A 22,563-nucleotide genomic window follows, 5' to 3' on the forward strand; every position below is an offset into this window, starting at 1 on the left:
TTTCTTTTGCCTGTGGTGACTACAAAGTGACTACAGCGTGTCTACCAAGCTAAAGACCACAGTTGCAACCAGCCTCCTTGCTCGCATTTGGTGTCAGCCACTCCACGGATTAATCAGCTCAACACCGAAGCTCTGGAAGTGGCGGATATTGCGGGTAGCAACCGGTACGCCGTGCAACTTGGCTATCGCTGCAATTTGCCCATCAGCCATATCGGCTATCTTTCCCTTGCCCTCACTCTCTGCCGCCAGCTCTGCGTAATGAACAGCGGCATCCGCATCGAATGGCAAGATCCTCCCGGCAAAGTCCTCTTCGAACATGGCAATGGCCACGTCCTGTAGTGCTTGCCTGCGCTTACCCTCCGGCATTCTGGCGATACCATAGAGGATCTCTGCCACCGTGATCGAACTGATGAGCAAATCCTGGACAGGTTGAGCGTCGACCCAAGCAACCACCACCGGATCCGGCTTCGCTCTCATGAGTTCTGACAGGACATTGGTGTCGAGCAGGATCATTCGTCGAAGTCCGCAGCCCGAGCCTTGGTATTACGAGCGGGCACCTCGATATCAGCCCCACCAACCAACGCAAAGCGGGAGTGAATTCGGCTTCCCAGCCCACCACGTTTCTCTTCCCGAGAAAGTGCTTGGGCGAGGATTACTCGGACTTCCTCTTCCATCGAGCGGCCATGGTTCGCAGCGACCACTCGAAGCTTGGCCTTGAGGTCTTCGTCTAGGTTCCTAATGGTGATACTGGCCATATTCCCTCCGGCGCAATCAATGAAATCACTGATAGCATACAGCAGACTGTCCAAGCTGAGCGAGCGGCGACAGACGCATGGCTGATTCAAGATGCTCCGGCGATAGGTGCGCATACCGCATCGTCATCGTGATCGAGGAGTGACCGAGGATCCGCTGTAGGGCCAGGATGTCCCCTCCCCCCATCATGTAGTGGCTGGCGAAGGTATGGCGGAGAATGTGGGTCATCTGGCCCGGCGTCTGGAACCCACAACGCTGATAGGCGCAGCGGAACGCGGCGCGGCAAGACATGAACAGGCGGCCAGACCCAGGCATGCCCACCTTGAATATCAACCTCTCCAACTCATCCGGGATCGGCACTGATCGGCTCTGCCGATTCTTGGTCCGGTGATAGTGCACCTTGCCGCCATGCACAGCGCCCCGCGTCAGGCTTTCCGCCTCTTCCCAGCGGGCTCCCGTGGCGAGACACAACAGCGCGACCGGATAGGTATGGTTGTTCGTACTGGCCTTGCACTCTTCCAGCAGTCGAGCGACCTGATCCAGGGACAGAAACGTAAGTTCGACCTGATCCGTCTTGATTTGCCGGACCTTGCCCAGCGGGTTTTCCTTGTGCCAGGAGCCCAGGCGAATCAGTTCAGAGAAGACCGCCGACAAGTAGCGTTGCTCGTGATTGACCGTCTCAGGTTTCACCCCGGTCAAGCGACGTTGCCGGTAGCGTGCCCACGCCAACGAATCGAACTCGAACGCCAAGGGGTTCCCTAGCCGCTTCGCCAGCGCCTCGCAGCGCGCCAAGCGTTGCTTGCCATCCTTCAAGGTGCAGCCGTGGAGGGCATACCAAACCTTCACCAGATCGGAGAGGCGGTCATCCAGCGGTCGGCCCGTCTCGCCCTTCACGGCAAAAAAATCCTGCTCATAGCGAATCGCGGCAGACTTGGTGGCGAAGCCTTTCTTGCGAATCCTGCGCCCGGAACGACCATTCTCATAGAAGTCAGCCGTCCACGTCTTGCCGTCCTTGCGTACCGTCATATCGCATATCCCTTGCGCAGATAGCGATCACACATGAGCTTGTGGATATGCCTTTCCAGATCGCGACGAGTCCAACCCTTGGCGAGATAGTGGTCTTCGATAACGTGCCAGAACTCCAGTTTACGGGCGGACTCAATAGCCTTTTTTGCCGGGACACGCTCCCGCGCGATCAGGCTCACGAACTGGCCGAGGAACATCTCGCAGTTGCGCCCGCTAAAGCCCTTGGCGGTCTTGTAGTAGCGCCGATACTCGGTGCGCTCGATCAACGGATCGCACTCGACCTGGACGCGGGCGTCCTGGCTGATCAGGCTCCAGAAGGCGTCATACATGCCCTCCCGAGAGAGCACACGGAATGCCTCGCAGGCATAGTTCCACAGCCCCTGTAGGTGCGGGCAAAGGCCCTCGTAGGTGCGGCAGCCGATGACCTCTCCCGAGGCCATACGCGAGCCTTCGGAGAACTGCTGGACGATGGAGTGGTGATAGCGAAACTCGATCCGCCACACCGTTTCCAGGGGGTTATAGGCCGGGTCGCCATCGCCGAACGGATCCCCGTTCAGGGCCGCCCACACGCTTTCCCAATGGTCGAGCTTGTCGGCGGCCCGAGCCTGGAGGGTCTTGTTATAGATCGACAGTTGCAGGCCGTTGGCCGAGCCGAACATGTACGTCTCGCCACGCCCGTAGACCGAGGCGTTGCCGTCGAACTCGATCCGCTCGATCCCACTGATTTGCCGTACCCGACGCGAGCGGCAGTGCATGCGATCAACGAGATCAGCCGGAGGCGTCCAGCCCTGCACATCCAGCGCGATATGCACGGCTGCTTGGTTGGTCTCGCAGTGACTCAGCACCGCTGCGGCCAGGTCATCCAGCACGCCCTGGAGGATACGCGGGTCGGCGCCGTCAATGGCGTGGGGCGACACCTCGATCTTGAGGTGCGAGCCAATGGTGTCGACCTTGATGTTGTGGTTCTTGATCAGCAGGATCAGGCCCATTTCGGCGTTCTGCAGGCGGTACTGATAGCCAGAGTCGCGACCGATACGGCCCTTGGACCATTCGTAGCCGGCGAACTCGACCACATCCACCGACAGGTCAAACAGCGCCATGACTTCCGGCCGGAGCTTGCCGTTGTACAACTGCCGCACGGTGTCCACGCCACACCGCAGGATCCGCACGCCTGACAGGTCGGTGAACTGTCCATTGAGCGGGTCCATGAAAAGCATCCCCTTCGGGGACTTGTGGAAATCCCCGTTTTCTTCGAGGACCAGTCGGGTTGGATGGATCGGAGTCTTCATGTTCTTTACCCGTTAATGAGGTTCTATGGGGTTGCTGATCGGGGGTTATCCGACGTGTTACAGGGGCGTCGGCCGCGCCTTCGGCCTATCGCTCATGCCTTGCGCTCCCGGCCGGCGGCGCGGCCCGCCCCTCATGGCGGCACCCCTACCGCCACTAGCGCCGTCATCACCGACCACCAGTGATGCAGCGCCCAGCCCATCGCCACCGGGACGAGGAATTCCCAATCGATCATTTCTGCCTCCAGGGCCGCGAGGCGTATTCGGAATCGGGGACGATGGTCAGCGGCGACTGGCCCCTGGCCGGTGCGTCTGCGGAGGCGGCGACAGGCGCTGCCGGAGCGATGCTGGCCACCGCGCCGGCCTGCCTCCCGGCACAGGTGACGGTCTGTTTCCAGTCCCCATAGCGAAGCTCTACGACGCACTCGCCCTTGGGCGTCACCCGGTAGCCGGAGCCGATCAGTTGCCAACTGGTGAGTTCCAGGCGCCGGCCCGTGGGATCCTCCAGGGCGAACAGGTAGATATCGCCTCGCGACTTGCGGTAGGCGTGGGCGAGGATGGAGATCCGCCGATCGGCGAAGGGATGGGCGTTCAGATCAACAGGCGCAGCAGCAGGCCCATCAGGTACAAGCCCAGGAGGAAGAAAGCTATTCGCAGCAGGACGCGCTGGAGCAGCCACAGCAGCGGGTGCAGCAGGGGCTTGAGCAGGGTCGCCAGGAGCGTCGGCAGGTGTCGCAGCAGCCGGACCGCCAATCGTGCGCAGAGGCCCCATATACCAGACAAAGCCAATAGTGCCGGCCAGCAATGCCAGTAGAAGAACCAGCTTAGGCGACCGGAAGAGGCTCTTGCCCGCCTTGGTGTCTTGGTTCTTGCCGGTGGCCGTGGACTGGTAGAGGGCGAAGGTCTGCTTTCGGATCCGCTTGTATTCGATGATGGTGCCATCGGCGGGCGGACGGTTGAGTTGGGCGTCATGCTGGGCCTCCTTGTAGCGGCCAGGGATGCCGATCACCGCAAGGTTGGAATGCTTGTAGGCCATCTCGCAGGTCATGCGGATGTCGTCGCGGATGTAGGAGATGTTCGGCGTGGTGAGGACAATGTCCCAGTTGAAATGCCGATGCCGGGTCCAGGCGTCGAGCCAGCCCATGGGGCGGTCGGCCGCGTGGGCCGCTTCCGGTCCCCCGGGGTAGTCGAAGCGTTCGAGGTCTTTTTCCCGCCAGGACTTGGGAAACAGCAGTTGGGTTTCGTCGAAGATCAGGAAGGCCCCGCGGGGCGCCCACTGAAACCACGTGCGCATCTTTTCGAGGTCTTCCAGCGACTCCAGATCGAGGTTGATGATTTCCGCCGTGTTGGGCAGGTCCGGGAAGACCTGATAGGCCCGCTCCAGGGTGAAGCCGCGCACGTTGGTGATGATCACCCGCCCATCTTTCAGCGCGGGCACGGCGTCATCCTGGATCGCGCCGGAGGTCTTGTAGGAGCCATTGGGGCCGTGGTGGATCTTGATCGACACGGTTCACCTCCCAATGAACGGCACGAAGCGCATGCAGAAGCGCGTCGCCGCCGCGACCATGATGATGTTCAGCGCCTGCGGCACGCCGAAGAAGGCCAGCCCCGCCGCAATCGGCCCCGGCAGCGCGGCGTACATGCTGCGGATCATCTGCGGCACGCCGAGGCTGTCGATCAGTTCGCGGGCGGCGGTGTAGCTGACATCGATCAGCAGGATCAGGGTCTGGAGCGCGGCATACATCGACGCCTTGGTGGCGACCACCAGTCCGTCGCGCACGAAGTCATAGATGCCTTGGGCGAAGAAGTCCCAGATCCATTGGAAGAAGGCGATGATTTGATCGAGAAAACCGGAGAGCCATTCCATAGGGTCAGTCCTTCAGCAGAATGAGGGCGGCGATCAGCGCGGCCATCAGCAGCAGTGCCACGCGCAGGCTGGAGAGTTGGCCGGCGTAGTCGGAGATGCAGAGGGAGTAGGACTTGCCCCAAATGGTCATGGACTCGCAGGGCAATTGCCCGCCGCCTTCCGCCAGGTTGAGGTCGAAGGCACCCTTCATCTGGTCGACGTTGGCCTTCACCTTGGTCTTGAGTTCTTGCTTGGCGTCCTCGACCTTCTTTTCCCAGGTGGCGATGGCGTCATCCCAGGTGCCGGGCGTGGGTTCCTTGAGTTCGCCGCCGGGGCCTTCGGGGCCGGTGGAACAGTTCTCTTTCGCCGGGTCGCAGGTACCGTTGCCATCGCCGCCCGTGCCGCTGCCGTCACCATCGCCGCTACCATCGCCCCCGCCGTTGCCATCCCCTCCCCCGCTGCCGTCGCCGCCATTGCCGGTGCCACCGTCATTGCCGCCGCCATTGTTGTTTCCACCGCCATTGCCATCGCCGCCGCCGTCGCCATCACCGCCCGGCGTGGTCGGGTCGGTTGGGTCCGTGGGGTCGGTCGGGGTCTTGACGCAGGTTGTGCCGGACCAGCTGTAGCCCGCTGGGCAGCCAGGGTCATTCGGATCGGACGGGGGTTCTTCCGGGTTGGTTGGCGGGGTGTCGTTCAGCGAGGGACCAGTCATTCCCGGATTGCCGGAGTCAGCCGCACAGGAACTGCCGTCAGTGGTTAGGACGTAATTGCAGAAACCCTGATCGCTGGTTCCAGGGTAGCGATAGCAGCTTGTCGACTTGGACGTTAACGGAATGTACTGGCAGCCGTTCTTGCAACCCGTGGGCGGCGAACTATTCACAAAATTTCTTCCGCCGACCGAGAAAATACTCGACGGCGGCGAACTGAATAAGTCGGACAGCCCTTCTATGCAGTCATTCTCAGGCGGCTCAGGCTTCGCCACACATTGATTGCTTACGAGATCCAGGTCCTTGCCAGGACCACAGTCGCACGCCATCTTGGCTTCGTCGTAACTCGCCCCTGTAGGACATTCGCCGCCGCCACGGTAGATAGAGGCCAGATGCTCATAAAACACCCCCGGAGGCTGCGGAGGCGGATTTATAACGGTGCGTTTGTATTGGCAGAGTCCATAAGAGACGCTTTGAAGGTTGAACTTATTGAACTCAAAAGTTGTTGTCGCATCATCCTTGGGAGTCAAGATCTCGCACAGCGAGACAGGGTTAGAAAATTTCTGCCCCGGTAACGTCGTGGCGTACCAATAAAACGTCTCGGCGCGAGCCGCCGAACAACACAGCAACAACGCCGGCAATAGAAACCGCCACCCCCAACCTAGCCGCGTACTCATCCGCATTTCCTTATCCTCTGGCAACAAAAAGCCCCCTGCCGGAAACTCCGGAGGGGGCTTCCGCCTCGGTCTGTTCGGTTAGAAGAATTCGCCGGTCCGGTACCCGGTGATGAAGGCGCCGGCGAAGAACGCCCCCAACCACACCGACCAGAGCACCCGTTACGCCTTGCGCAACATGCTGTAGATCAGGCCGGCGACGGCCAGGATCACCAGGGCGCCGACGACGTAGCCGCCGATGGTCTTCATATCGCCCTGGCCATCGGTGATCGCCGATTCCACCGCGCTGGTGTCGATCACCCCGGCGAAGGCCGGCAGCGACGTCGCGGCAGTGACGGAACCGGCGATGCACAGGTTGCGGAACGAGGCGACCGGGCTGAACTTGGCGATGCGTTGCTTCATTGCTTTCATGGTGTTTCCTCTCTACTTGGCTTTACGAAGAAGTGACGCGACCCAGCCAATCAAAAGCCCCGTCACGAACGATCCCAGGACGCCAGCGGCACCGATGCCGAAGGCTTCCGGGGAAAAACCACCGTTGACCAGGATGTCCACGTATCCAGCGGCCTCGGGCGGAATCAGGTAGGCCTGTTGCCATGCGAGTTCGCGACACGCCATGAAGCCCTCGGGGGTCGAGGTCCATGCGGTACACACCTGCACAGCGACAACGCCTGACATAGCGATCAGTCCTCAAACAGCCAGGGAGGCCGCTAGGCCGTCGATCCAGCCCCAGGCGTAGCCGGTGGCCAGACCTACCGCGAACAGCGAGAGATAGCGGAGCATCGCGGCCTCCTACGGCTTACGCCTTGGTATCCGGGGACTTGTCTTGTTTGTCCTGGCCCTGCGGCTGCTGGGCCGGGCGCGGGGCTTGGGCCTGTGCTTGCGGGCGGGCCGGGGCTTGGGCGGTCGGCGCCATCGGCTTGCCGCCCACGGCCAACAGATCCACAAGGACTTGGGTATTGGTGATCCGGCCGAAACGGTCTTGGGTCGGACGGACCACGCTGGCGAACTTGCAGAGCACCGGCTGGCCTTCGAAGACGATGGCGTCCAGCAGGGTCGGTTCGATGTTGTATTCGCTGATCTCGAAGCCCTTGGCGTTGCCACGGGCGCCTTCCGGGATCGGGGCGATGGATTGGACCGAGGCGTAGATTTCCCCGGTCTTGGTCGAGGTATAGGTGTCGGTCTTGGTGACCCACAGTTCGACGACGCCGCCTTGGGTTGCAAACATGTTCATCGGTGTTTCTCCTTCAATTCGCCTTTTTCGGCGTGAGTTAGCCCGCTGCTGCAATTCGGCTCATGTGCCGGTGATTCAGCGGAAGTGATTGCTTAGGAAAAGAAGAGCCTTTTTTACCGAGTTTCAGCGAGTTCTAGTGGAGCTATATCAACACAGATAAAGCGCCTAAAATCGTTTCTGAGGAAATATCAAGCTACTGAACTTATTGAGCAACAAAGTGCAGTAACGAGCATTTCGATTTTCGCCGGAATGAATAACTTTCAAGTCTGTTAACACCAAGGGCTCTGCCCTTGTCATCCCGCTCTTGCCACCGAGGGCTCGGGAGCGCGGGGCGGAGAAGCTGCCCCACACTCCCCAGCGGAGGCTGTTTCAGGGGGGAGGCGTTCAAGGGTGCGCTCCGCCCGTGCTTCCGTTCGCCGGAACGGTGAGGCTGTTCCGACGAGCCGGGAGCGCGGCCCTTGACCGGATCGGCCACGGTGCGGGCGGCTTGGATCAGGCAGAGCAGGAGCAGCGCTTTCAGGGTCTTAGCGAGCATGGGTCAACCCTCCAGTTGGAATGCTTCGCGCACAGGCACGAAGGGCGTGGGTTTCCCGCTGTCGTACACAACGTGCCAGTACTTCGGCGGACGCCGGGACGGGTCGTGTTTCGCGCAGAAGGAACGGGGACGGCAGAGCCAGCGGCCATCTTCCCGATAGGGCAGCCCAGGGGGCCGGCAGTCCGGACACGGCGACGGGCTGTGCAATGGGATGGCCTGCCTTGCGGACCAGCATACAGAGCAGCCGCAGTCCGGGGCGTGGGTTTGGCGCAGGTAATAAGGGGAGACCATTTCGCTCCCCCTCTCCGCCGAGGCGATCACTCAGCATCGTAATCACCCTGGCAGAAGATCGACTTGCCCCGGTCGAGGTCGCGGCGGATACGGTGCAGGTTCACCACGCGGCGGCGGCCAATCTTGGCAGTCGGGATCGTCTTGGTCTCCACCCAGCCCCGCACCACGTCTTCCGTGATGTCTTCCAGGCCCAGCATCTGCGCGAATACCGCCTGCGAGCAGAACGGCGCGGTGCGGAAGTCCGTGACCTTTTCCACAGCACCCGTGACGGTGAACCCCACTATTCCAGACTCTTCCATGGTTTTTGCCCTATAATAAAAATCACACTTACTGAGTAAAATTTACTAAGTAAGAAACCATACATTTAGATTGCTACTAAGTACAATCTACTAAGTAGAATATTTGGGCATGATAAAAGACCGCCTTATAACCTTGTTCAACAAGGAGCGGACAAGCGTCTGGTTCGAGAAGGAAACCGGTATTGATCGTTACCGGTGGGGAAACGTGCGCAATGGAAAGGCACGCATTACCGATGCCGAGATCGAGGCCGTGATAGCCCTTTTTCCCCAGTACGCTCTATGGCTTGTGACTGGAGAGGTCGCGCCCGAAAGCGGCCAAACCAGCCCTGAATACGATGAGGCCCACCGAAACTTGGTCGGACAAGACGCGGGATAGAGATTACCGAGAGAGTCGCTAGGCGTTGGTTTGCCCGAGAGAAATCCGCCAGGAAGACATGAGGCATAGGCAGCAGGAATAAGCCTGCATAGAGATAGATAAGGTGATGAGCATGACCACGGACTAGGCGCCGCTCACTGTTCCAGATATTTCTTATTGACGCTGGGCACGATCAGCTTAAGGTCTAGCTGACTATACACACCCCGAGATAATGCCCATCTCGGACTACACGGATGTAACTCAGATGAAGAAAGCGTTGATCACTCTGGCCATATGCAGCTGCACCGCCTTCGCATCTGCCGAAGAGAAAACCGCCCTCGCCGAAGCAGCCGAAACGATGAAACCTATCATCGAAGTGCCTGCACGATATCTCGAGAAAAGCATCATGCAAGATCTTGCAGATGGAAAAGGGCCATTGGCGGAAGGGGCTAGAAGGAATCTCAAGATGCAGGCTCTACGAGACCGGGAGGCCAATCGAGGTGTGCGCAGATCCATGAAGGAGTGCATAAAACCGGGGAACGTCATTGATGATGACGTAAAGGAGTGCACCGAAGGAACTCGTGAGAAATCTTGGTAACTATATTATTCAATATAAATGTCGATGCCCCACAAAGGAGGCATCGCATACGACTCAGGCAACAATAAATCTTGGTGGACAAAAATCCGTGTTCCACACAGCGTCGCAATACGACGCAAGCCAAGTCCCCTTCTCCCTGACGCTTGAACTCGCTGAACCTGACACCTCGTTCAATATAGAGCGAACCACTGGGATAAGTCTAACCCTTTCCTCTTCACATCCTCCCAAATAGTCCACAAAATACAATCCATCGCCCTCCCTAATAAGACTATTTGACACTCCGCCTTCCGAAAAAACAAGATCAACAACATCCGGAGATACTACAACCCTAGGATATTTTGCGCTTGTACTCTCCACCATATACGCATCAATCAAACCAGCACTAAAAGTAAATGACTCATCATTAAAATGCTGATTCACAGCGACCCCTCCCCTGCATAGCAGCCCTTCCTCGAGAAGGTATCGCTGATACATACATATCCTTTCCACAAAACTCTCAAAATAGCACTTTGAGTATGGGCGAGAGATAACAATGGAGTCAGAGAATTGTATAACTGACAATTCAGGATCAGACTCAAAAATCGATTTCGCTTTCTGATGACAATTATAGAGCTTCCTTAAGAAGAACCCCTCACCGCTCTTCACTTCACTTTCGACCATAGCCTTGAAACCTAAAATATCCAGAAAGGCCACATAGTGAAATTTCAACTCTGTATTCATTGCTTATCTCGCCATCCCTTTGCTGTTGAGCGCCGCTCACTTTTTCGAAGTCGACTTAGGTGCAACCAAAGGTTTCTTTTTAGCAACAGAAGTTGATGCAACCTTTCCTTTCGGCTTTACTGCTACCGCCTTACTAGCAGGCTTTTTATTACCAGCACTCGCACTTGTTTTCTTACCACTCTTCTTAGGCTCAGAATTTACCGCTGCCTGAGCAGCATCCACAGCCTTAACAGGTTTTCTGCGAGCTTTCCTTTTCGCGATGGCAGGCTTAGGGTATGGAGAAATTTTGGCGCCATTATCGAAAGCAATTAAAGCTTCCGCCAGCCACTTAAATAGCAGCTTATAGCTGGCCATGCGTCTCTGCGCCCCAGACCAGTTATTTCCACCCCATGGCTTCTTACTTTTTGTAATTAGAGCAGTATCAAGTCGATCAATATTGAACACCGCCTTTCCGACTTCTTGCATCAAAGGGGCTAACTGATTGAAATCCGGAATCTCAACTGCAATTGAGTTCTCGACACTTCGCGTAGACAAAGCGGGAAGATACAAACCATCAGAGTAAATTTCAAGAACAGGCCTCAACGAATTTTCTATTTCAACCGGCAATCTCCCCATCCAGAGTTTGAAGCCAGGCTTTGCCTCACCGGCATATTTCTTAAATGCCTGAACGATTGCACCTAAGAATGCCGGCCGCCCAGCTCTAATAGGCATCTCTAGATCTTGATACTTAGAAATAACTTCTTGATGCTCTCTAATCCAACGACTAAGAATCTTAGACAAAGTGCCTATTGCTTGGACATTAAAACGGTCTGGCGCGACGGGAATAAAAAATGCGTCACATGCCAAGAAGAACGCGCGAGTAAGCGCCCCGGAGCTCGGACCTACATCGATGAATATGTAATCATACCCTTTCTTATCAGCTAACCGAACTAAGAAGTCCCCAATAGAGACATAGGTTCGCATGAGGTTTGTCCTCATACTCATACGCTGAACATGAGCCTCCGCCAGATCATCCTCAATTGAACTCAAGTCAACTGAGCCTCTAAGAAGGTCTAGATTCTCATGAATTTCGCAAGGTTCAATCTTCTCGATATCAATGTAGGCTACATCACCCTTAATACGCTGATTCAGCGCATCCAAAACGCTCGTCCCCGGCAACGCACCAGCATCAGCTAAACCATTAGCTTCCGCAGCCTTGTCTAAAGAAGCAATTGTTCTTGCCAATGCAATTTCAGTCAAATTGCACTGAGGATCAGCATCAACCATTAAAACTTTCTTGCCGTGATCAGCGAGATAGGTTGCTATATTGAAGGTAGTAGTTGTCTTAGAAACACCACCTTTGTGATTGTATAGAGTTACGATTTTCATGCACAAACCTCAGAATAGAATTATTAACTCTCACAAATTACAAAACTTCCTTTACACCCCGGCAGGCCGGAAACTTTTGGCAGCCCCAGAATTCTCCTCCAGAATTAAATCCTCGCTTAGCGACTCTGATATTCATAGCCCCATCACACAATGGACAAGCGGGACTTTTCGACTGTATAGAACTAGATGAGTTTAGATAGTCTTCAGACTTATCTACCACATGATTAGAAATCCATCGTTTGAGCAATCCCCCGTCTACCAACTGGATATTACGCCCCTCTGCGAACGCTTTAGCTTCGGAGGTGTACCTACCCGACGTAACAACAAAGCCGCCTGCTGCGCCTTCCGCAGCCATCACGCCGAAGAACTCGCGAATCACCGTCACGCCAACATTGATGGCCTTCCATTGCTTGCATTGAACTAAGTATTTTTCCGTACCTAAGTGCAACACAAGATCAACACCGCCGTCCGGCCCGCGGTCGCCTTTTTCGACAACGGCGAACCCTTTGCGGCGGAAGGCCTCGCCCACCAGCAGCTCGAACTCGCGCCAGCTAATGCCTTCAATGGTCCGTCCGGCCTCTCGCGCGTTTGCCACGTTTGCATGCAGCTTCTTGCGTTCAGCCCTGGCAAGCACTGAGCCAATGGCGCCTATCACGAACACCGTAGGCAACACGAACTGGCCAAAAAAGGAGAAAGTGCGGATGAGCTGGCCGGCAACTGACTGCCCCATCTCATGCAAGTCCTTGGGCACTGCGGGCTGGCTGTCAGCGATTGGATGGAGGATGAACCAGCTACCCAAGGCAATGAGCAGGCTTACCCACCAGGGTAAGCGGCTAGCAATCTCTATAAGGTCCTCAATGAGCGAGGTTCTGCGGCGACGAGCCATCCCTGTCTCCCAAATACGCATCCATTCATGGCCAGGGGCCATACATAGAAGCTAGCGCGAGACGCTAGTACCCGTAAAGACTCTAGGGTGACTACATAAGGCCAATTGTCAGAAACAGCCTGTTGAAGTGAGGTTTCGTCGCCGTTGAAAGGTCCGATTCACATGGCTTCGGGGTAGCGTGGGGAGGCTCTCATGCGATTCATAATGCTGATGTCCCAGGTTCAAGTCCCGGTGTAGCCACCATATTTTTCAAGGGGTTAGCGCAAGCTAACCCCTTTTTGTTTTGGTCGGCAGACTACAAACCGACTACAAACCGTCTACGCTCCCCCCTTTACCGATTTACGGTTCGCATAAAAAAGCCCCGCATCTGCGGGGCTCTCCGATCCACGTCACCGCTATCCGTGAGCAAGCAGCGGCTCAATCTCATGTTCGATCTGCTCGCCATTCGCCGCATAAGCAGTTGCTAACGAATACTCACTCTGGAGATTCATCCAGAACTGAGCGGACGTATCAAAGTAACGCCCCAGACGAATCGCCATATCTGCGGAGATACCACGCTGCTCACGAACGATATCGTTCACTGTCGGGGCGGAGACTTTCAAAGCGCGTGCTAGAGCAGCTGGAGAGATATCCAACTCCGTCAGAAACTCATCGCGCAATATTTCCCCAGGATGGATAGGGCGCATACCATTGGTAGCCATGGTCCACCTCCTCAGTGGTAATCAACTATTTCGACTTCTTCGGGACCCGCATCTGTCCAGACGAAACAGACACGCCACTGGTCATTGATCCTGATGCTATGTTGGCCAGCCCGCTTTCCCTGCAACGGCTCCAACCGGTTTCCAGGTGGAGAGCGCAGGTCTCGAAGCTCCGTAGCCGCATGAAGCATTGCGAGCTTACGCGTAGCGACTGTGAGGATGGCTCCCCACCGCCTCGAAAGACCCGTCTCAAAAAGCTGACGAGTCTCGTCGCATCGAAAGGTCAGAATCATTCATTAACCCTTAACGTTAAGCGTTAACTTCACTACAGATTACCACAGATCCTCATGTGGTCAATTTGTAGCCAGATTGAGTAATCGGAGAAAAGCGCATCGCCGATTCCAAGTGCTCCGGCGATAGGTGCGCATACCGCATCGTCATGGTGATCGAGGAGTGGCCGAGGATCCGCTGTAGAGCCAGGATGTCCCCTCCCCCATCATGTAGTGGCTGGCGAAGGTATGGCGGAGGATATGGGTCATCTGGCCCGGCGTCTGGAACCCGCAACGCTGATAGGCGCAGCGGAACGCGGCGCGGCAGGACCTGAACAGGCGTCCAGACCCAGGCAGCCACCTTGAATGTCAGCCTCTCCAACTCACCTGGGATCAGCAGGTGGCTTGTAGTGACTCATAATGCTGATGCCCCAGGTTCAAGCCCCGGTGTAGCCGGCATGTTCTTCAAGGGTTAGCGCAAGCCAAACCCTTTTTCTTTGGCCTGTGCCGACTCCAGTCCCGGGACGATCCATAAACCCCATGAAACAGGGCCAGGGACGCCGGTAGATCCCGCTCCCTCTTCCCGGAAAACTTGGGAATATCCACCTCTGCAAAAATCAGAATTCCCTGACTGACGTCCCCCTTTCCCCTGTGAAGTAATGGGTGTTTCCGTCAGCCCAAGGGAGAAGTCCCCATGCAGGTGCATATCTGGAAACGCAGGGAAGGTGACATCGTCACCCTCAAGCTAGCCAGCGACGGTGACGAACACACGTTGCTCCAGCAGTTGCGCGACGAAGGTATCGAGCTGATCTTCAGGCCGAACGACAGCCAGGTCACCGAAGTCTGCGTGCGTGCACCGGCATCGCTGAGGGCGCGGGTCGACTCGGATGCGATCTGAGCGGCTAGCACGTCGAGGCCGGTGCGCCAACTACCTGATCTGGATCCGACACCTCGCCCGCTGAGCCTGGAAAGGCTTGGCGATCTGTGCATCAATAGCCCTCTGCCAGTATTTGCGCCTTTTCGAGTCCGGGGCTCCGCTCCGGGCTTTCCTTCGCGCTCGTTGCCACGGCGAGCGCGGTCGGACCAGGGCGCCGTTCCCGCTTCACCCGTGCCCGACGCACGCCAAGGATAGGCATCGACATGGCCCAGTTCTTCCCCGCCCGCAACGCCTGTCGCTTCGACAGCCCCGGCGAACGGCGCCTCGCCGAACGCCTGGAAAAGAAACTCGACGACGACTACCTATGCTGGTTCAACGTCCCGGTCGGCGACAACGCCCTGCATCCCGACGTGATCCTGGTCCATCCGCAGCGCGGCATGCTGGTGCTGGAGGTCAAGGACTGGAGCCTGGAGCGGATCACCTTCATGGACAAGGCGCAGGCGCGGATCCGCGACGGCGCTGGCGAGCGGACCCACAAGCATCCGCTGGAGCAGGCGCGCGAGTATACCTTCGAGGTGGTGAAGACCCTGCGCAAGGACGCCGCCCTGAAGCAGCCGGAGAGCGCCGCGCGGCCGGGCCAGCTGGTGATGCCCTTCGGCTTCGGCGTGGTGCTCAGCAACGTTACCCGCAGCCAGTTCGAACAGACCGACCTGCACGAAGTACTCGACCCGCACAAGGTGATCTTCCAGGACGAAATGACCGAGTCGGTAGACAGCGAGGCCTTCCAGCAGCGCCTGTGGGACCTGTTTCCCTACCCCTTCCACTGCCAGCTGTCGCCGGAGCAGCTGGACCGGGTGCGCTACCACTTGTTTCCCGAGGTACGGGTCAGCCAGCAGTCCGGGCAGTTCGGCCTGTTCAGCGCCAGCGAGGCGCCTCTGCCGAGCCTGATCAAGGTCATGGACCTGCAGCAGGAACAACTGGCCCGCTCCCTCGGCGACGGTCACCGGGTGATCCACGGCGTCGCCGGCAGCGGCAAGACCATGATCCTGGCCTACCGCTGCAAGCACCTGGCGGCGCTGGCGAGCAAGCCGATCCTGGTGCTCTGCTACAACCGCTCGCTGGCCGGGCGCCTCAACCAGCTGATGGTCGAGCGCGGCCTGGGTGACAAGGTAAAGGTGCGCAGCTTCCATGCCTGGTGCCGGGAATTGCTGGTCGAGCACGGTCTCGAGCTGCCCGGAGCGACGCTCTCGGTCAACGAGAAGATGGAAACCATGGTCCGCCAGGCCGTCGACGGCGCGAACGACGGACGCATTCCCGGCGCACGCTACGCGGCGGTGCTCATCGACGAAGGCCACGACTTCCAGCCCGACTGGTTCCGCCTGGCCGTGCGCATGGTCGACGGCGACAGCGGCTCGCTGCTGGTGCTCTACGACGACGCCCAGTCGATCTACCGGCCGAAGGGCGGCAGGCGCCTGGACTTCAGCTTCGCCAGCGTCGGCATCCGCGCCCAGGGCCGCACCACCATCCTGCGGACCAACTACCGCAACACCCTGGAGGTGCTCAGCGTAGCCCGCGCCTTCGCCCACGACCTGCTCGCCGCTCGCGAGGACAGCGACGATGGCGTTCCCACCCTGGCCCCGGAAAGCGCCGGCCGCCGCGGCGCCTTCCCGGAACTGATCCACTGCGCCAGCGAACGCAAGGAATGGCAGTGCCTGGTCGAACGCATCCGCGACGCCCAGGCCCACGGCCGCGCGCTCAGCGACATCGCCATCGTCTATCGCCACCACGCCCAGGGCCAACGCGCCGAGCGCGCCCTGCAGGAGGCCGGCATTCCCTGCGCCTCCGGCCTCTCCACCCAGGGCCGCGCCAGCCTCTACGGCGCCAGCGATTCGGTGAAGCTGGTCAGCATGCATTCCAGCAAGGGGCTGGAGTTCGGCCTGGTGCTGATTCCAGGTCTGCACGAGATGCCCAGGACGAACGAAGACGAAAGCGACGAGGCGCGCCTGCTCTACGTGGCGATGACGCGGGCGATCGACCGTTTGGTGATGACCTATAGGGAAGGCACCGGATTCACCGGGAGGGTTGCAGAGGCGATAGGGGTCGCGCGGGGAGTGCTTGCCTGAGGGGGTAGGCGGGCTCGCGACTGGTCCAGTCGCCGGCCTCTTTCTGCCCCTCGTTTCCGAACCATCGTCAGGAATGCCGTCTTGTTTGGCTACCAGGCAAGGGTCGCTGAAACAGTTCTTATCATTTGATAATAATTATCAATTTGTTTAGCTTTGCCGTCGACAAAACAACAGCAAATCGGACACCCCTCATGCCCCGCTCCATTCCTTCGCGCCCGGCTCCCCTGGCGCTTTCCCTCTCCCTGTTCGCTTCGTTTTCCGCTCCCACGCTGGCCGCCGATCCGGTGGAGCAGCAGATGGTGGTGATCGGTTCGCGCGCGCCGACCAGCATCAGCGAGTTACCCGGCACGGTCTGGGTGATCGAGCGCGAGCAACTGGACCAGCAGACCCAGGCCGGCGTGCCGCTGAAAGAGGCGCTGGGGCAATTGATCCCGGGCCTGGACATCGGCTCGCAGGGCCGCACCAACAACGGCCAGAACCTGCGCGGGCGCAGCGTGCTGGTAATGATCGACGGCGTGTCGCTGAACAGTTCGCGTGGCATCAGCCGGCAGTTCGACTCCATCGATCCGTTCAACATCGAGCGCATCGAGGTGATGTCCGGCGCCAGCGCGGTCTATGGCGGCGGCGCCACCGGCGGAATCATCAATATCGTGACCAGGAAGGGCGTCGGCGGCGACACCCGCTTCAACACCGAACTGGGCGCCCGCAGCGGCTTCCAGAGCCACGAGGACCACGACCTGCGCGCGGCGCAGTCGATCAGCGGCGGCAATGATCTGTTCAACGGCCGCCTGGCCATCGCCTACCAGAAGAACGGCGCGGCCTACGACGGCAATGGCGACCAGGTGCTGACCGACATCACCCAGACCGACCTGCAATACAACAGGTCGGTGGATCTGATGGGCAGCCTCGGCTTCACTTTCGCCAATGGCCACAGCCTCGATCTCGGCCTGCAGTACTACGACTCCGGCTACGATGGCGACCGCGGCCTCGATCTCGGGCGCAACTTCGACGCCCTGCGCGGACGGGCGCCCTATTCGATCAAGGGCGGCGTCGACCTCGACCGCGAGCCGGAGAGCAAGCGCCACCAGTTCAACGCCACCTACCACGCGCCGGAAGTGCTGGGCCACGACCTCTACCTGCAGGCCTACTACCGCAACGAGAAGATGGCCTTCAACCCCTTCCCCACCATCCGTTACAACAATAGCGGCGCGATCAACTACGGCACCTCCTACTACTCGGCCTCGCAGCAGGACACCGACTACTATGGGATGAAACTGGCCCTGGTGAAGACCTGGGAGCGTGTCAGCCTGACCTACGGGGTGGACCTGGACCGGGAGAAGTTCACCTCCGACCAGATGCTCTTCAACCTGCCGCTCGCCGCCGCCAGCGGCGGGCTGGTCGCCAGCGAGCAGGCCAAGCTGGGCCGCTACCCGGACATCGATACCGACAGCCGCGCGTTCTTCCTCCAGGGCAGTTGGAAGGCCACCGACGACCTGACCCTGAGCGCCGGCGTGCGGCGCCAGTCGATGAGCACCGACGTCAGCGACTTCGTCGCGGCGAACCAGCAGATCCTCATCGCCAACGGCCTCGGCAAGACCGCCGACGCGGTTCCGGGCGGGAGCAAGGACTACGACGTCAACCTGGTCAACGTCGGCGCCATCTACAAGCTGAACCAGCAACAACAGGTCTGGGCCAACTACAGCGAAGGCTTCGAGCTGCCGGACCCGGCCAAGTACTACGGCTTCGGGCGCTACGGCGCAGCCGACGGCAACGGCCACTACCCGCTGCTGCAGGGCGTGAGCGTGAACGATTCGCCGCTGGACGGGATCAAGACCAAGCAGGTCGAGCTGGGCTGGCGGCACACCGACGGTGCGCTGGATACCCAGGTGGCGGCGTTCTATTCCTGGTCGGACAAGAGCATCAAGTACGACTCGAAGACCCTGGCGGTGCTGCAGCAGGACACCAAGAAGCGCAACTATGGCTTCGAGGGCCAGGCCACCTACTGGCTGGACGATCACTGGCAGGTCGGCGTCAACGGCCTGGCCATCCGCTCCCAGGAGAAAGTCGATGGCCGCTGGCTGAAGCAGGACGTGACCTCGGCCAGCCCGTCCAAGGCCGGCGCCTTCGTCGGCTGGAAGGACGACCAGCGCAGCCTGCGCCTGCAGGGCGTGCGCACCTTCAACCTGAACGACGAGGCGGGCAACAAGATCGACGGCTACGCGCTGTTCGACCTGCTCGGCACCCAGGCGCTGCCGGTGGGCAGCCTCACCGCGGGTATCCAGAACCTGCTGGACAAGGACTACACCACGGTCTGGGGACAGCGCGCCCAGGTCTACTACGGCGGACTCGCGCCAGCGGGGCTGTTCGATTACAAGGGGCGGGGACGCACCTACAGCCTGACGTATAGCGTGGAGTTCTGAAGCTCTCCCCTCTCCCCGAAGGGAGAGGGGGCCGATCGGAGCGAGGCGGGGACCATGGCTGGCACCGCCGCGCCTCTCAGCAGCAACTTCCCAGCGGACTCAAGCGATACTGCGGCGGCAACTGGTCGAGGCCGCTGACCGTGACGTTGAGGTTCTTCCACAGGCCATCCTTGATCCCGTAGATGCAGCCGTGCACGGATAGCGGCTGGCCACGGTGCCAGGCATTCTGGACGATGCTGGTATGGCTGACGTTGGCCACCTGCTGGATCACGTTGAGCTCGCAGAGGCGGTCGACGCGTTCCTCCTCGGTAGGCAACTGTTCCAGATGCTCGCGGTACTCGTAGGCGAGGTCGCGGATGCTGCGCAGCCAGCCGTCGATCAGGCCTAGCTGGTCGTTGTGCAGGGAGGCGCGCACGCCGCCGCAGCCATAGTGACCGGTGACCAGGATGTGCTTGACCTTGAGCACGTCGACGGCGAACTGGATCACCGACAGGCAGTTGAGATCGGTGTGCAGCACGACGTTGGCGACGTTGCGGTGGACGAACAGGTCGCCGGGCAGCATGCCGACGATCTCGTTGGCCGGCACCCGCGCGTCGGAGCAGCCTATCCAGAGGTATTCGGGGGTCTGCTGGCGGGCCAGCTTGGCGAAGAAGTCCGGGTCTTCCTGCTTGATCGCTTCGGCCCAGCGGACGTTGTTCTCGAACAGTTGCTGCAAGTCGCTCATGGCATGCCCCTCGTTTGACCGGTGCAGCACCTTACGGAAGGCGGCGCCCGTTTGACAAGCGTCACAACGCGGCGTGGCTGCGCCACCAGCGCGGTTGCGCCAGCGGCTGCGCGGCGGCCTGTTCCTGCCAACTGGCGTGCCAGGCGGCGGCGTCCTCGGCCAGGCGCTGCCAGTCAGGCCGCTCGAGGCCGGCGAAGAGCTCCCGCTCCAGCCAGTCGCGGCCGCTGCGCAAGGCCTGGCGGAAGGCGCGGTCGCGGAGCGCGCGGCGATGCACCGCCTCGAAGCGCCACCAGGGCGAGTCCTGCACCGCGTCGCGCGGCTGGCTGAGCACGGCGGCGCCGGAGGCCGGATCGAAGGACAGCGGCTGGAACAGTCCCAGGCACGGCGCCGAAGTACCGCTGGCGGCCAGCAGCGGGCCGTCGTCGCGCAAGCGGGCGACCAGGCTGGCGGTGGTCTGCGAGGGCCGCCAGAAACCGCCGGCGTGCATGCACACCTGGCGATTGTTGTGGCGACTGAAATGATCGCCGCGCGAGCCGTGGTGGCGCAGCGCGGCGAACAGCGCATGCCAGTCCGGCTCGCCGGGCAGGCTGTCGAGGAAGCGCTGGTTGACCCGGCAGCGCTGGTGCGCGCCGCCGACCCAGGGCAGCAGGCGGGTGTCGAAGACCCGCGCGAAGTGGAAGTCGCCGCGGCCGTCCCAGCAGCCCTGGCGGCGCGCCTGGTCTTCGAGGTCGCGGCTGCACAGGTCGAACTCGTGGCCAAGGGTCAGGGCGTTGGAGATGGCCCAGCGCTCGACCTTCTTCGCCGCCCACAGGTTGCCGGCGGTTTCCAGTACCCAGGCCTCGCCGGGGTCGGCGATGAGGAAGCTGTTGTCGTAGCGCAAGCGCTTGTCGCGGTAGCCGGCCGGGCCGCCCTGGCCGTAGCGCTGCAGCAAGCCGGTGATCACCTCCAGCGCCTCACGGGCGCTGGCACCGCGCTCCAGGCCCAGGCGCAGCAGGTCCATGCCGAGCAGCGCGGCGCCGCGCTGGCGGGTCAGCCTGGTGAACACCGCTTCGTTGCCGATCGCCACGCCGTGTTCGTTGACGCCCATCTCCGCGCCCCAGATCCAGCTCGGCTGGCTGATCACCAGCGCATGCCGCCGGGCGACCTGGGGAATGTCGAGGTAAGTGGTGCGCAGGCGCGCTTCCGGATCGTTGCGCACCGCCGGCAGGCGCAACAGGCGCTGCGGTTCGGCGGGCTCGCGATCGCTGTTCTTGGCGAACCAGGTCTGGCCCTGGTGGCGAAGGATCAGGGTGTCGCACATGGGGGAAGCTCCAGTCTGCGCATCCTGCCACCGGCCACTGTCGACCTGACTTCGCACTCCCGCGAAGGGCTGCCACGTGAAGGGACCTGCCTGCGGCATGCAGGCGAGAATCGGAACGCTGGTAAGGGTACGACGGTGCCAGAAGGCCAGCTAGCTACCCCATGTGATAGCTAGTTGCCGGTAGCGCAGCGGAGCATGGCTCAATCGAGCAGGGTACAGGCCATCACCAGGGCGTCCTCGCGCCCGCCGACCGCCGGGTAGTAGTCGCGGCGGCGGCCGATCTCGTTGAAGCCGTAGCGCTCGTAGAGGCGGTAGGCGGCCTGGTTGGAGGCACGCACTTCGAGGAAGCATTCGCGGGCCTGGTGTCCGGCTGCCTCGCGCATCAGGTGCTCGAGCAGGCGTAGGCCGAGGCCACGACCCTGGCTCTCCGGCTTCACCGTGATGTTCAGCAGGTGCGCCTCGTCGAGGATGATCTGGATGACCCCGTGACCGACCTGCTGGCTGCCTTCGAACATCAGCCAGCAACGATAGTTCTTCAGGCCTTCGCTGAAGATGCCGCGGGTCCAGGGATGGCTGAAGGCGGCGTATTCGATTTTCAGCACGGCATCGAGGTCCGCCTCGGTCATCGGGCGGAAGGAAATCGCATCGCTCATTGAATCTCGCTCGACCAGCGCTGACGGACACGACGCATGGCGCGCCATAGCTCGCCCTTGAGGGCGGGCTCTTCCATGAGGGTTTCCAGGCCCGGAACCGCCCAGGCGGCGCCCAGGCCCTCCACCTGTAGCTCGCGGAACAGGCTGCCCTCGTCGCCCTCGCCAGCGAAGCGGATCGCCGGCAGGCCGACCAGCCACAGGCAGCGGCTGCGCTCGCCCTCTTCCAGGCGCGCGGCGACGAAGCTCTGGACGAACTCCAGGGCCGCCTGCGGGCCCTGGTCGAGATTGCCGCGCGCCAGCAGCGGCCAGCGCACCGGTTCGCCGATCAGCCGCGGGCTGTCCGGCAGGCCGGCGGCGCGCAGCAGGTCGCGCAGCAGCAGGTAGCCCGGATCGCGGCTGGCGAAGGGCTCGCCGGTGGGCAGTTCGACCAGCAGGGCGCAGGACCCGGCCTGCAACAGTTGCAGAGCGAAACGCGGCGGCGGCGCCTGGACGACCGGCGGCTCGGCCGGGGCTTCCTCCACCGGCGCGAGCGGCTCGGCCTTCTTCGCCGCCGGGGCGCCCGGCTTCGGCAGGCTGATCGGAATCCCCCGGCCCTCCGCCGGCACGACGGGCGCCACGCTCGCAGCGGCGGTCGGCGCTTCGGCCTGCGGCACGCGGGCCTGTGGCAGGTCGACCGCGGCACGCGCGGACACCACCGGCTCCTCCCGCGATGGAGTCTCCAGCAGTTCCAGCCGCGACGGCGCGGCGAACGGCAACGGCTGGCGGGGCAGCCAGCTGGTTATCTGCATCGCGCCCAGGAAGGCGCGGCGACGCTGTTCTTCGATCAAGTCTCGGGCACCGGCAAATAGGCGATGCGCGGGAGATGCTGGCATCCCCCGGCGTTCAGGCTGGCCATGATAACGGTTCTTCGACCTCGGCGGAGCG

Annotated in this window: 26 protein-coding genes and 1 pseudogene; 5 read left to right on the forward strand and 22 right to left on the reverse strand. The window is 60.6% G+C overall.

Translation table 11 applies throughout. The annotated features are described in order from the left end of the window. Window positions 1-93: 93 nt before the first annotated feature. The 12 genes from PSPA7_RS25590 to PSPA7_RS25655 form a co-directional block, all read right to left on the reverse strand. Window positions 94-513 carry a type II toxin-antitoxin system VapC family toxin gene (locus tag PSPA7_RS25590; protein WP_041025417.1) on the reverse strand — a complete coding sequence of 140 codons (420 nt, stop codon included), beginning with the start codon at window positions 511-513 and terminating at the stop codon, window positions 94-96. After that, window positions 510-755 carry a FitA-like ribbon-helix-helix domain-containing protein gene (locus tag PSPA7_RS25595; protein WP_041025418.1) on the reverse strand — a complete coding sequence of 82 codons (246 nt, stop codon included), beginning with the start codon at window positions 753-755 and terminating at the stop codon, window positions 510-512. Before PSPA7_RS25595 ends, PSPA7_RS25590 begins: the two co-directional genes overlap by 4 nt. Window positions 756-780: 25 nt before the next feature. Then, window positions 781-1,779: a phage integrase gene (locus PSPA7_RS25600; protein WP_012077425.1), complete on the reverse strand. Its 999-nt coding sequence runs from the start codon at window positions 1,777-1,779 to the stop codon at window positions 781-783. Then, window positions 1,776-3,068 carry a phage replication initiation factor gene (locus PSPA7_RS25605; protein ID WP_041025419.1) on the reverse strand — a complete coding sequence of 431 codons (1,293 nt, stop codon included), beginning with the start codon at window positions 3,066-3,068 and terminating at the stop codon, window positions 1,776-1,778. The genes PSPA7_RS25600 and PSPA7_RS25605 overlap by 4 nt, the downstream gene beginning before the upstream one ends. A gap of 229 nt (window positions 3,069-3,297) precedes the next feature. Beyond that, window positions 3,298-4,572, reverse strand: coding sequence for a zonular occludens toxin domain-containing protein (locus PSPA7_RS25610; RefSeq protein WP_012077427.1), 1,275 nt, complete (start codon window positions 4,570-4,572; stop codon window positions 3,298-3,300). 3 nt (window positions 4,573-4,575) lie between these two features. After that, window positions 4,576-4,932 carry a DUF2523 family protein gene (locus PSPA7_RS25615; RefSeq protein ID WP_003114150.1) on the reverse strand — a complete coding sequence of 119 codons (357 nt, stop codon included), beginning with the start codon at window positions 4,930-4,932 and terminating at the stop codon, window positions 4,576-4,578. A 4-nt stretch (window positions 4,933-4,936) separates the two neighbouring features. After that, on the reverse strand, window positions 4,937-6,295 hold the full coding sequence (locus PSPA7_RS31860) for a hypothetical protein (RefSeq protein ID WP_049792053.1): 1,359 nt from the start codon (window positions 6,293-6,295) through the stop codon (window positions 4,937-4,939). A gap of 159 nt (window positions 6,296-6,454) precedes the next feature. Then, complete coding sequence (locus PSPA7_RS25625; RefSeq protein WP_012077430.1) at window positions 6,455-6,703, reverse strand: major capsid protein; 249 nt, start codon at window positions 6,701-6,703, stop codon at window positions 6,455-6,457. 12 nt (window positions 6,704-6,715) lie between these two features. Then, complete coding sequence (locus tag PSPA7_RS25630) at window positions 6,716-6,967, reverse strand: hypothetical protein (RefSeq protein ID WP_003115979.1); 252 nt, start codon at window positions 6,965-6,967, stop codon at window positions 6,716-6,718. Window positions 6,968-7,088: 121 nt separating this feature from the next. Then, a complete protein-coding gene (locus PSPA7_RS25640; protein WP_012077431.1) occupies window positions 7,089-7,523 on the reverse strand; it encodes a hypothetical protein in 435 nt (144 codons plus the stop codon). 538 nt (window positions 7,524-8,061) lie between these two features. Further along, complete coding sequence (gene pflM / locus PSPA7_RS25650; protein ID WP_041025529.1) at window positions 8,062-8,349, reverse strand: lysogeny maintenance protein PflM; 288 nt, start codon at window positions 8,347-8,349, stop codon at window positions 8,062-8,064. Window positions 8,350-8,375: 26 nt separating this feature from the next. Next, window positions 8,376-8,648, reverse strand: coding sequence for a helix-turn-helix domain-containing protein (locus PSPA7_RS25655; protein ID WP_004352675.1), 273 nt, complete (start codon window positions 8,646-8,648; stop codon window positions 8,376-8,378). Between the two features lie 109 nt (window positions 8,649-8,757). On the opposite strand from PSPA7_RS25655, the gene PSPA7_RS33075 reads away from it, so the two are divergent. After that, the gene (locus PSPA7_RS33075; protein ID WP_034073212.1) at window positions 8,758-9,024 is read left to right on the forward strand and encodes a hypothetical protein; all 267 of its coding nucleotides are present in this window, start codon (window positions 8,758-8,760) and stop codon (window positions 9,022-9,024) included. Window positions 9,025-9,268: 244 nt separating this feature from the next. Further along, window positions 9,269-9,601: a hypothetical protein gene (locus PSPA7_RS31615; protein WP_071535397.1), complete on the forward strand. Its 333-nt coding sequence runs from the start codon at window positions 9,269-9,271 to the stop codon at window positions 9,599-9,601. A gap of 54 nt (window positions 9,602-9,655) precedes the next feature. On the opposite strand, the gene PSPA7_RS32240 is transcribed toward PSPA7_RS31615, so the two are convergent. From PSPA7_RS32240 to PSPA7_RS32760, 6 genes and pseudogenes are all read right to left on the reverse strand, one after another. Next, window positions 9,656-10,321 carry a hypothetical protein gene (locus PSPA7_RS32240; RefSeq protein WP_138009465.1) on the reverse strand — a complete coding sequence of 222 codons (666 nt, stop codon included), beginning with the start codon at window positions 10,319-10,321 and terminating at the stop codon, window positions 9,656-9,658. Window positions 10,322-10,357: 36 nt separating this feature from the next. After that, entirely contained in the window at window positions 10,358-11,689 is a 1,332-nt protein-coding gene (locus tag PSPA7_RS31620) for a ParA family protein (RefSeq protein ID WP_012077433.1), read from the reverse strand. A 37-nt stretch (window positions 11,690-11,726) separates the two neighbouring features. After that, a complete protein-coding gene (locus PSPA7_RS25665) occupies window positions 11,727-12,575 on the reverse strand; it encodes a restriction endonuclease (RefSeq protein ID WP_041025421.1) in 849 nt (282 codons plus the stop codon). 395 nt (window positions 12,576-12,970) lie between these two features. Further along, window positions 12,971-13,276: a HigA family addiction module antitoxin gene (locus tag PSPA7_RS25670; RefSeq protein ID WP_012077435.1), complete on the reverse strand. Its 306-nt coding sequence runs from the start codon at window positions 13,274-13,276 to the stop codon at window positions 12,971-12,973. Window positions 13,277-13,287: 11 nt separating this feature from the next. Then, window positions 13,288-13,566, reverse strand: a complete 279-nt coding sequence (locus PSPA7_RS31625) for a type II toxin-antitoxin system RelE/ParE family toxin (protein WP_003113526.1) — start codon at window positions 13,564-13,566, stop codon at window positions 13,288-13,290. A 52-nt stretch (window positions 13,567-13,618) separates the two neighbouring features. Beyond that, window positions 13,619-13,936: pseudogene (locus tag PSPA7_RS32760) on the reverse strand (tyrosine-type recombinase/integrase); the annotation flags it as partial. A 300-nt stretch (window positions 13,937-14,236) separates the two neighbouring features. On the opposite strand from PSPA7_RS32760, the gene PSPA7_RS25675 reads away from it, so the two are divergent. The 3 genes from PSPA7_RS25675 to PSPA7_RS25685 all read left to right on the forward strand — a co-directional run bounded on the left by PSPA7_RS25675 (window position 14,237) and on the right by PSPA7_RS25685 (window position 18,962). Then, complete coding sequence (locus PSPA7_RS25675) at window positions 14,237-14,440, forward strand: hypothetical protein (protein WP_012077436.1); 204 nt, start codon at window positions 14,237-14,239, stop codon at window positions 14,438-14,440. A gap of 242 nt (window positions 14,441-14,682) precedes the next feature. Then, the gene (locus tag PSPA7_RS25680) at window positions 14,683-16,542 is read left to right on the forward strand and encodes a DEAD/DEAH box helicase (RefSeq protein ID WP_012077437.1); all 1,860 of its coding nucleotides are present in this window, start codon (window positions 14,683-14,685) and stop codon (window positions 16,540-16,542) included. 191 nt (window positions 16,543-16,733) lie between these two features. Further along, on the forward strand, window positions 16,734-18,962 hold the full coding sequence (locus tag PSPA7_RS25685; protein ID WP_041025422.1) for a TonB-dependent receptor: 2,229 nt from the start codon (window positions 16,734-16,736) through the stop codon (window positions 18,960-18,962). Between the two features lie 76 nt (window positions 18,963-19,038). On the opposite strand, the gene can is transcribed toward PSPA7_RS25685, so the two are convergent. From can to PSPA7_RS25705, 4 genes are all read right to left on the reverse strand, one after another. Continuing rightward, window positions 19,039-19,686 (reverse strand): carbonate dehydratase, encoded by a 648-nt coding sequence (gene can / locus PSPA7_RS25690; RefSeq protein WP_012077439.1) that lies wholly within the window; start codon window positions 19,684-19,686, stop codon window positions 19,039-19,041. A 61-nt stretch (window positions 19,687-19,747) separates the two neighbouring features. Continuing rightward, window positions 19,748-20,986: a C69 family dipeptidase gene (locus PSPA7_RS25695; RefSeq protein ID WP_012077440.1), complete on the reverse strand. Its 1,239-nt coding sequence runs from the start codon at window positions 20,984-20,986 to the stop codon at window positions 19,748-19,750. A 200-nt stretch (window positions 20,987-21,186) separates the two neighbouring features. Continuing rightward, window positions 21,187-21,639 (reverse strand): ribosomal protein S18-alanine N-acetyltransferase, encoded by a 453-nt coding sequence (gene rimI, locus PSPA7_RS25700; RefSeq protein ID WP_012077442.1) that lies wholly within the window; start codon window positions 21,637-21,639, stop codon window positions 21,187-21,189. Next, on the reverse strand, window positions 21,636-22,466 hold the full coding sequence (locus PSPA7_RS25705) for an alpha-ketoglutarate decarboxylase (protein WP_012077443.1): 831 nt from the start codon (window positions 22,464-22,466) through the stop codon (window positions 21,636-21,638). The genes rimI and PSPA7_RS25705 overlap by 4 nt, the downstream gene beginning before the upstream one ends. Window positions 22,467-22,563 lie beyond the last annotated feature (97 nt).

Source organism: Pseudomonas paraeruginosa PA7, from assembly GCF_000017205.1.
Taxonomy (GTDB): domain Bacteria; phylum Pseudomonadota; class Gammaproteobacteria; order Pseudomonadales; family Pseudomonadaceae; genus Pseudomonas; species Pseudomonas paraeruginosa.

What these genes read in the sequence shown, in the direction of transcription:
- PSPA7_RS25640 (WP_012077431.1), bottom strand. Translation starts at nt 7,523, where the DNA reads ATGAACATGTTTGCAACCCAAGGCGGCGTCGTCGAACTGTGGGTCACC.
- PSPA7_RS31620 (WP_012077433.1), bottom strand. Translation starts at nt 11,689, where the DNA reads ATGAAAATCGTAACTCTATACAATCACAAAGGTGGTGTTTCTAAGACA.
- PSPA7_RS25605 (WP_041025419.1), bottom strand. Translation starts at nt 3,068, where the DNA reads ATGAAGACTCCGATCCATCCAACCCGACTGGTCCTCGAAGAAAACGGG.
- PSPA7_RS25595 (WP_041025418.1), bottom strand. Translation starts at nt 755, where the DNA reads ATGGCCAGTATCACCATTAGGAACCTAGACGAAGACCTCAAGGCCAAG.
- PSPA7_RS25600 (WP_012077425.1), bottom strand. Translation starts at nt 1,779, where the DNA reads ATGACGGTACGCAAGGACGGCAAGACGTGGACGGCTGACTTCTATGAG.
- PSPA7_RS25670 (WP_012077435.1), bottom strand. Translation starts at nt 13,276, where the DNA reads ATGGCTACCAATGGTATGCGCCCTATCCATCCTGGGGAAATATTGCGC.
- can (WP_012077439.1), bottom strand. Translation starts at nt 19,686, where the DNA reads ATGAGCGACTTGCAGCAACTGTTCGAGAACAACGTCCGCTGGGCCGAA.
- PSPA7_RS25615 (WP_003114150.1), bottom strand. Translation starts at nt 4,932, where the DNA reads ATGGAATGGCTCTCCGGTTTTCTCGATCAAATCATCGCCTTCTTCCAA.
- PSPA7_RS32240 (WP_138009465.1), bottom strand. Translation starts at nt 10,321, where the DNA reads ATGAATACAGAGTTGAAATTTCACTATGTGGCCTTTCTGGATATTTTA.
- PSPA7_RS31615 (WP_071535397.1), top strand. Translation starts at nt 9,269, where the DNA reads ATGAAGAAAGCGTTGATCACTCTGGCCATATGCAGCTGCACCGCCTTC.
- rimI (WP_012077442.1), bottom strand. Translation starts at nt 21,639, where the DNA reads ATGAGCGATGCGATTTCCTTCCGCCCGATGACCGAGGCGGACCTCGAT.
- PSPA7_RS25675 (WP_012077436.1), top strand. Translation starts at nt 14,237, where the DNA reads ATGCAGGTGCATATCTGGAAACGCAGGGAAGGTGACATCGTCACCCTC.
- PSPA7_RS25655 (WP_004352675.1), bottom strand. Translation starts at nt 8,648, where the DNA reads ATGGAAGAGTCTGGAATAGTGGGGTTCACCGTCACGGGTGCTGTGGAA.
- PSPA7_RS25680 (WP_012077437.1), top strand. Translation starts at nt 14,683, where the DNA reads ATGGCCCAGTTCTTCCCCGCCCGCAACGCCTGTCGCTTCGACAGCCCC.
- PSPA7_RS31860 (WP_049792053.1), bottom strand. Translation starts at nt 6,295, where the DNA reads ATGAGTACGCGGCTAGGTTGGGGGTGGCGGTTTCTATTGCCGGCGTTG.
- PSPA7_RS25695 (WP_012077440.1), bottom strand. Translation starts at nt 20,986, where the DNA reads ATGTGCGACACCCTGATCCTTCGCCACCAGGGCCAGACCTGGTTCGCC.
- PSPA7_RS25590 (WP_041025417.1), bottom strand. Translation starts at nt 513, where the DNA reads ATGATCCTGCTCGACACCAATGTCCTGTCAGAACTCATGAGAGCGAAG.
- PSPA7_RS31625 (WP_003113526.1), bottom strand. Translation starts at nt 13,566, where the DNA reads ATGATTCTGACCTTTCGATGCGACGAGACTCGTCAGCTTTTTGAGACG.
- PSPA7_RS33075 (WP_034073212.1), top strand. Translation starts at nt 8,758, where the DNA reads ATGATAAAAGACCGCCTTATAACCTTGTTCAACAAGGAGCGGACAAGC.
- PSPA7_RS25665 (WP_041025421.1), bottom strand. Translation starts at nt 12,575, where the DNA reads ATGGCTCGTCGCCGCAGAACCTCGCTCATTGAGGACCTTATAGAGATT.
- pflM (WP_041025529.1), bottom strand. Translation starts at nt 8,349, where the DNA reads ATGGTCTCCCCTTATTACCTGCGCCAAACCCACGCCCCGGACTGCGGC.
- PSPA7_RS25685 (WP_041025422.1), top strand. Translation starts at nt 16,734, where the DNA reads ATGCCCCGCTCCATTCCTTCGCGCCCGGCTCCCCTGGCGCTTTCCCTC.
- PSPA7_RS25625 (WP_012077430.1), bottom strand. Translation starts at nt 6,703, where the DNA reads ATGAAAGCAATGAAGCAACGCATCGCCAAGTTCAGCCCGGTCGCCTCG.
- PSPA7_RS25630 (WP_003115979.1), bottom strand. Translation starts at nt 6,967, where the DNA reads ATGTCAGGCGTTGTCGCTGTGCAGGTGTGTACCGCATGGACCTCGACC.